The following is a 1276-nucleotide window of genomic DNA, read 5'->3' as shown; positions in this document are numbered from 1 at the left end:
CGCAGGGGTTTCCTCGTCGGCGGTGCGGTTATCGGTGCGGGTGCGCTGGTCACGGCGTGCACCGGTAACGAGGCGCCCGCGCCGTCGGCCGCTGCCGCCTCGGCGCCGGCCCCGGCCGCGACCGGCGGTAACGACGCCCCCGGCGACAAGGTCGTCATCGGGTTCTCCGCCCCCGCGGCCGACCACGGCTGGATCGCCGCGATCGCCAAGAACGCCGAGGCCGCGGCCAAGGAGTACTCCGACATCGAGTTCAAGCCGGTCGAGCCGACCAACGACATCAACGCGCAGATCTCCGCGGTCGAGTCGCTGATCGCGGCCAAGGTCGCCGCCCTGGTGATCCTGCCCAACGACGGCCAGCAGCTCAACCAGATCGCCCGCCAGGCCACCGACGCCGGCATCCCGGTCATCAACCTCGACCGGGTCTTCCCCGACAAGCTCTCCTACCGCACCTGGATCGGCGGCGACAACTACGGCATGGGGGTCGCGGCCGGCCACTACATCGGCAAGAAGCTCAAGGACAAGGGCGTGTCCGACCCGGTCATCCTGGAGATCCAGGGCATCGCGACCCTGCCGCTGACCCAGGACCGCAGCAAGGGCTTCGAAGAGGCGCTCAAGACCTACGGCTTCAGCGTCACGGCCAAGCAGGACGCGCAGTTCACCGTGGAGTCGGGCACCAAGGTCGCGGCGAACCTGCTGCAGGCCCACAAGAAGATCGACGCGATCTGGAACCACGACGACGACCAGGGCATCGGCGTGCTGGCCGCGATCAAGGAGGCCGGCCGCAGTGAGTTCTTCATGGTCGGCGGCGCCGGGTCGGCGAACGCGATGCGCGACATCCAGGCCGGCTCGGGGGTGCTGGAGGCCACGGTGACCTACAGCCCCACGATGGCCTCCTCGGCGATCAAGCTGGCCCGCCTGATCGCCCAGGGCAAGGGGATGAGCGACCTGGTGGAGAACCAGGTGCCCCAGTCGATCACCCTGGCCTCGGAGACGATCACCAAGGAGAACGTGGCCGAGTACCTGCCGCTGGGATTCGAGTCCTGATGGCGGCTGCGAACAGCAAGCCGACGCTGGGCATCGGCATGGTCGGCTACGCCTTCATGGGCCGGGTGCACTCCCAGGCGTGGCGCAGTGTGTCGGCGTTCTTCGACCTGCCGGTGCGCCCGGTGATGGCCGCGGTGTGCGGGCGCTCACCTGAGGGGACGGCGGCGGCGGCCGAGCAGCTGGGCTGGGGTGCGGCCGAGACCGACTGGCGGGCGTTGATCGCGCGTGAGGA

The 1276-nt window shown here is 69.7% G+C and carries 1 protein-coding gene and 1 pseudogene; both read left to right on the top strand.

Annotated features, from left to right (window positions below):
* A partial coding sequence (locus AB0B90_RS38640) for a substrate-binding domain-containing protein (RefSeq protein ID WP_362926872.1) occupies positions 1-1044 on the top strand: 1044 nt, incomplete at its 5' end.
* A pseudogene (locus AB0B90_RS38635) lies at positions 1044-1276 on the top strand (gfo/Idh/MocA family oxidoreductase); the annotation flags it as partial. The gene AB0B90_RS38640 and the pseudogene AB0B90_RS38635, both read left to right, overlap by 1 nt.

This window comes from Streptosporangium sp. NPDC049078, assembly GCF_040648855.1.
GTDB lineage: Bacteria > Actinomycetota > Actinomycetes > Streptosporangiales > Streptosporangiaceae > Streptosporangium.
Note: the sequence above shows the minus strand (reverse complement) of the source record. Positions and strands in the feature narration are given on the sequence as shown.